At 44.4% G+C, this 5,325-nt stretch carries 5 protein-coding genes, 3 tRNA genes and 1 pseudogene; 4 read left to right on the plus strand and 5 right to left on the minus strand.

Features of this window, described 5'->3' with window-relative positions:
* The 5 genes from BG32_RS10860 to BG32_RS10880 all read right to left on the minus strand — a co-directional run.
* The coding region (locus BG32_RS10860; protein WP_121526828.1) for an MFS transporter at positions 1-1,049 on the minus strand (1,049 nt) is incomplete at its 3' end.
* Positions 1,050-1,060: 11 nt separating this feature from the next.
* Positions 1,061-1,573, minus strand: coding sequence for a transcription repressor NadR (locus tag BG32_RS10865; RefSeq protein WP_006492137.1), 513 nt, complete (start codon positions 1,571-1,573; stop codon positions 1,061-1,063).
* A 114-nt stretch (positions 1,574-1,687) separates the two neighbouring features.
* A tRNA-Phe gene (locus BG32_RS10870) sits at positions 1,688-1,763 on the minus strand.
* Between the two features lie 7 nt (positions 1,764-1,770).
* Positions 1,771-1,845: transfer RNA gene (locus BG32_RS10875), tRNA-Val, on the minus strand.
* 5 nt (positions 1,846-1,850) lie between these two features.
* Positions 1,851-1,926, minus strand: a tRNA-Glu gene (locus BG32_RS10880).
* A 130-nt stretch (positions 1,927-2,056) separates the two neighbouring features.
* Between BG32_RS10880 and minC the strand changes: the two genes are divergently transcribed.
* The 4 genes and pseudogenes from minC to BG32_RS10900 form a co-directional block, all read left to right on the plus strand.
* Complete coding sequence (gene minC / locus BG32_RS10885; RefSeq protein WP_259459679.1) at positions 2,057-2,734, plus strand: septum site-determining protein MinC; 678 nt, start codon at positions 2,057-2,059, stop codon at positions 2,732-2,734.
* A complete protein-coding gene (locus BG32_RS10890; protein WP_006492139.1) occupies positions 2,731-3,744 on the plus strand; it encodes a M20/M25/M40 family metallo-hydrolase in 1,014 nt (337 codons plus the stop codon). The genes minC and BG32_RS10890 overlap by 4 nt, the downstream gene beginning before the upstream one ends.
* Positions 3,741-4,781, plus strand: coding sequence for a M42 family metallopeptidase (locus tag BG32_RS10895; RefSeq protein WP_006492140.1), 1,041 nt, complete (start codon positions 3,741-3,743; stop codon positions 4,779-4,781). Before BG32_RS10890 ends, BG32_RS10895 begins: the two co-directional genes overlap by 4 nt.
* Positions 4,778-5,325, plus strand: a pseudogene (locus BG32_RS10900) (M42 family peptidase); the annotation flags it as partial. The gene BG32_RS10895 and the pseudogene BG32_RS10900, both read left to right, overlap by 4 nt.

Below are 5,325 nucleotides of genomic sequence, written 5' to 3' on the forward strand. Positions count from 1 at the left end.
TATACCATTCCCCATGCTCCAAGCACAAAAAGCGAAATCAAAACGCTCGCAACGAGAAGAAGAGCTGAACTATTCACCAGTGCCATGACGATTGACGAAACCGCCATTCCTCCAAAAAAGAACGTTAGTGATGGTTTTCTCCCAATTCTTTCAATGAGGATCACTGCGGTCAGATAGCCAGGCAGTTGCATGATCAACATGAAAAAGGTATACCACAGGGAAGAAACGGGCGTCAGTCCCTTGGACATGAAGATCTTTGGCGCCCACGTGTAGATTCCATAATAGACAAAACTTACGGAAAACCAGCTGATCCAGATCATTATTGTCCTTCTAGCCAGATCACCTTTGAACAATCCGAGAATTGGTTGCTTAGACTGTTTATGCATCTCTATCTCTTCATCAATCTCTTTTCCCAGTATTTTCTCTAGTGCGACTTTGCCCTTTTTCATGAACTGATACTTGGGGCTTTCAGGAAGAAAGAAGGAAATTAGCAAGAGTGGTACACTGAATAATGCAAGAAAGTAGAAGGACCACCGCCATCCAAGGCTGTTTAAAGTCAACATGGTAAATCCACCAGTGATTATACTTCCAATGGCCCAGCTTGATTCAAGAAGAGCGAGATACAAACCACGGATCTTTATAGATGAGAATTCAGTAAGATATGCGTTGACTACAGGAAGCAGACCACCATAGCCGATTCCGGCTACGAATCTTCCAATGGAAAAAGCTCTCATTGAAACCGATGCGCCGGTAAATCCGGTTGAAAGACCTGCAATTAGCAACAAGATGAGATTTGTCCACTTCCTACCGAACCTATCGGAGATCATTCCGGAAAACAACGCACCGAGCAGCATTCCCACGAATACCGAACTTGCCATCATATTCTGACTGCCTGTAGTACCGGCAAGATCTTCCACGATCGAAGGAAGTGTCAAAGAGGTAATCATAACTCCTCCGGCCACCAACATCCACTCCAGTGAAGTCAGTAGAAGCATGCGCGTTCTCCTGCCCTTAGTTATATACTTTTGGATCACTTCATCAATGTTCATCAGAGCCTCCTTCAGGTAAGCAAGTAACCCTTTCTTTTTAGAATGCTTCTAATTCTTTCTAAAGACTCATGAGAGTCAGCCTCGATTGTATGGAGATGAACTCCATCTTTGGAAAGACTGAGAAGAGGAACTGCATTTGATGCTTTTAGAGCAGCTATGAACCTGTTAAGGTCGTCTATCGTCGAAAGGTCTAGTTTGCCCTTTAGCTCTCCGTAAACTGCATGGATTACGCTAACATCAACTACATGGCCGCCAGCCTTAATGATTTCCCATAGTTCGTCATAAATTTCTTCTTCATCATGTTTCACCGATACAACCATTCTGAAGGTCCTTCTTTTGCCGAGAAGGTATCCCCTTGTTGTCGCGACAATACTCGACCCATTTTTTCTCAGTTCGTCTATGTCCTTCACGATCATCTGTCTGCTGACACCAGTTTCGTCGGCGAGAAACTGTCCCTTAACAGGGACAGAAGAACCTTCAAGTAGATTCATAATGTATTTGTGCCTCTGGACCTTCTCTATCATTCTCACCCCCGGAAACAATTACATTATAGCAGCTACTTTACAGTAAACACCTTCAAAAAAATATGCCCCGGAGGACATATCAAACAAAGAAATATTCGTAAGAAAAAAACCAACTGGTGGCAAGGGACGGAATCGAACCGTCGACACACGGATTTTCAGTCCGCTGCTCTACCTGCTGAGCTACCTCGCCATCAATCTGGTGGAAGCGACAGGGATCGAACCTGTGGCCTTCTGCTTGTAAGGCAGACGCTCTTCCTCTGAGCTACGCTTCCACCACTGGCGCCCTCACGGGGATTTGAACCCCGGTCGCCGGCGTGAAAGGCCAGTGTCCTAGGCCACTAGACGATGAGGGCCGAAGCACGTATTTTATATTACACTATAAACCGTCGGCGGTCAAGAGGCCGATGTGCATTTCTGACAGTTCATCCAGCCCACTTCTTCAATTCCAGTGCGCCTTGGACAGAGTTTTTTCGTGATAGAATCTTGAAGAAAGGGGTGATCACTGTGCCGATTGATTTCAGAATGACTAAGAAGGGCCTGATACTTCTAATTGATTCTTACAGAAGCGTTGACGAACTCAGGCAAGACATCATGAAGAAGTTCGTCGATGCAAAGGATTTTTTTTCTGAAGGAGATGAGATCTCTTTGATGCTTACTCAAGATACAAGTAAGCCCGACGATATAGTAAAAATCGTCTCATTGCTCAGTGATCTCGGCGTTCATGTTAAAGACATCCTGGTTGGCACCATGGAGCAAAAGGACGTCAAAGTCGGTCAGAAGTATGATCTCGTAAGAGAGAAGATCACAGAAGTTCGGGGAGCTCAGATTATTAGGCGAAATTTGAGATCTGGTCAAATCGTTGTGCATAATTTTGATGTAGTAGTTATTGGCAACGTTCATCCAGGCGCCGAAATAATAGCTGGAGGGAGCGTAGTGATATTCGGAAGTGCGAAAGGAGTTCTGAGAGCCGGTTATTCCCAGGGCGAGACTGGAGTAATTGCGGCTATCGATTTACAACCGTCGCTCATCCAAATAGGCAACTTCATCACTCAAGAATATGATCATTTTGATGGTCCAGCCGTTGCCCATGTTAGAACGGGAAGAATCATAGTGGAAGAGGCAGACAATGTAAAGTTTGAAGTAAAGGGGGAGGCGAATTGAATCTAGCCAGATTGTTAGTAGATCTCTCCAATGCGTTCGGACCTGTCGGCTACGAAAGTGAAGTGCATTCAGTAATTAAAGAGGCGATAGATCCCTTTGTAGATGAGATCTACACTGACGAGATCGGAAATCTAATCGCAGTTAAGAAAGGTGACAAGAAGCGGATTGGAGTATTCACTCATGTCGATGAGGTGTCTTTGGTCATTTCAAAGATCGACGAAAGAGGGTTCGCGAGATTTGAAGAACTGGGGGGAATAGATCCGAAAGTTCTTATATCTCAGAAGGTTAAGATTAAATGCAGAGACGGAGAAGAAAGGGCCGGGGTGATTGGCATGCTGGCTCCACATCTTCAGAAGAAAGAGACAAGAGGAGAGGTCCCTTCTTTTGACGAGTTGTTTATCGATGCTTCGATTAATCCAGACTTTGAGAAGATTGATGTCGGAGATCTTGCGGTAGTAGATTTTTCTGCATTTGAGATGAACGGCAAGGTTTCAGGCAAAGCGTTGGATGATAGAGCTTGTGCCGCTATAAGTATAGAGACTGCTAGAGAACTTTCAAAGTATAGTTTAACGCCCACGGTTTACTTCGTTTTTACTACGAGGGAAGAGGTAGGTGCTATTGGAGCAAAGGGAGCTGCAGAAGCTCTGGAATTAGATCTTGGGGTTGCTATGGATGTAACTCATCATGATAAAGAGAGTGATATAGAGCTTGGCAAGGGGCCGGCCTTGACGGTTGGAGGTCCGAATATCCACAAGAAGTATTTTGAGTTACTGAACAACTACGCGAAGGACAACGAAATAAAGGTTCAGTATGAGTTTGGTTCTGGTAGAACTGGAACGGATGCTGACAATGTGCAGATAGCCGGTATCGGCATTCCGACTCTACTGCTTTCACTTCCTGAAATGCATATGCATACTCCAGTTGAGGTTGTTCAGATTAGTGACGTTGCAGGTACTGCAAGATTGCTTGCCGGTTTCTTCGTCTCGCTAAAAGGAGATGAGGAAATATGAAGCTCAAACGGTTGAAAGAACTGTGCGAACTCCCGGGAATCTCCGGTTTTGAGGAAAGAGTGTCTTCATACATTATGGAAGTTGTCAAATCAAAGGTGGACTCTATCTGGACAGATACGGTTGGAAATCTAATTGCTATCAGGAAAGGAAATGGAAAAAGTTCAAAGAGACTTATGCTCCTTGCCCACACAGATGAAGTTGGCCTTATGGTCAAAAAGATTAATGAAGATGGTACGCTCTCTTTCACTAACATTGGAGGAGTCGATCCTCGAGTGCTGATTGGAAAAAAGGTTTTGGTTGGTGAAGATTTGACACCTGGTGTTATTGGATTCGAGGCAATTCATACCCAAGACCCTTCTTCTGTTTTGAAAACTCCTAGCATGAACAAGCTGAAAATCTACTTAGGCTATTCAAAGAAGGAAGAGGCTTCAAAAAAACATAGAATAGGGGATCCAGTTTCTTTCGATACTCGGTACGAAGAGATAGGAGACTATGCAGTCGCAAAGGCTTTCGACGACAGAACCGGTTGTGAAGTTTTGATAAGGGTTCTTGAAAGCCTTGACGAAAAAACGGTTGATTTCGATGTTTATTTCGCATGGGTCGTTCAAGAAGAGGTGGGTCTAAGAGGTAGCGGTGTTGCCGCGAAGCAAATCAAGCCCGATGTTGCGCTAGTCTTTGAGAATACGACAGCCGGTGACAATCCAGAGCTGCCCGAGTACAGATGGGCCACAAGTCTCGGAAAAGGTCCCGTACTGACTTTTGCTCATAGCGGTTTGGTTCTTGACAAGAAGATCCTTGACACGATTGTCGAAACAGCAAAAAGCAATTCGATAGAGTTCCAATATAAGAGCAGAATAGCGGGAGGAACTGACGCAGCAAGGCTTGCGAAAGTAATGGCCGGTGTGCCATCTGGAGTCATTTCCACGCCTTCAAGATACATTCATTCACCAACTTCGGTAATAAATGTCAACGATTTTCTTAAAGTAGTAGAACTTGCAACTATACTGGTTAAGGAAGGGAAGGTGCTGTCTAGATGAAGAAACTTATCGAAAAGCTTGTCACTGTTAGTTCTCCAAGTGGCAGAGAGTCTGCCATCAGAGAAGTGATTGTCGAAGAGATAAAGCCTTATGTTGACGAGATGAAGATAGATCCTTTAGGAAATCTTATTGCAGTGAAAAGAGGAAGTAGTGGAAAAAAGCTTCTGTTTGACGGGCACATGGATGAGATTGGGGTTGTGGTCACTCACATTGATTCAAGCGGGTTCTTGAGAGTCGATTCAGTTGGAGGACTGTCTCCGTACATGCTTCTCGGTTCGAGATTGATCTTTGAGACAGGAGCTTCGGGAGTAGTGGATGTTGAAGGTGAGACGGCAAAGGAACTAGGAGAGACTATAAAGAACCTGGACTACGATCATGTTTTTGTAGATATTGGTGCAATTGACAAGAAGGACGCAGAGAATAAGGCACCGATTGGTACTTTCGGAACCTATGATTCAACCTTTGTCGATCTTGGAAAGAGAATTGTCTCCAAATCGATGGACGATAGAATTGCATGCGCAATAATGATTCAGGTATTGAAAGA

Origin of the sequence: Mesotoga sp. HF07.pep.5.2.highcov (assembly GCF_003666285.1) — a bacterium.
Taxonomy (GTDB): Bacteria; Thermotogota; Thermotogae; order Petrotogales; family Kosmotogaceae; genus Mesotoga; species Mesotoga prima.

Excerpts from the sequence above, each read along its gene's own strand:
- BG32_RS10865 (WP_006492137.1), bottom strand. The coding sequence starts at position 1,573 with ATGATAGAGAAGGTCCAGAGGCACAAATACATTATGAATCTACTTGAA.
- BG32_RS10895 (WP_006492140.1), top strand. The coding sequence starts at position 3,741 with ATGAAGCTCAAACGGTTGAAAGAACTGTGCGAACTCCCGGGAATCTCC.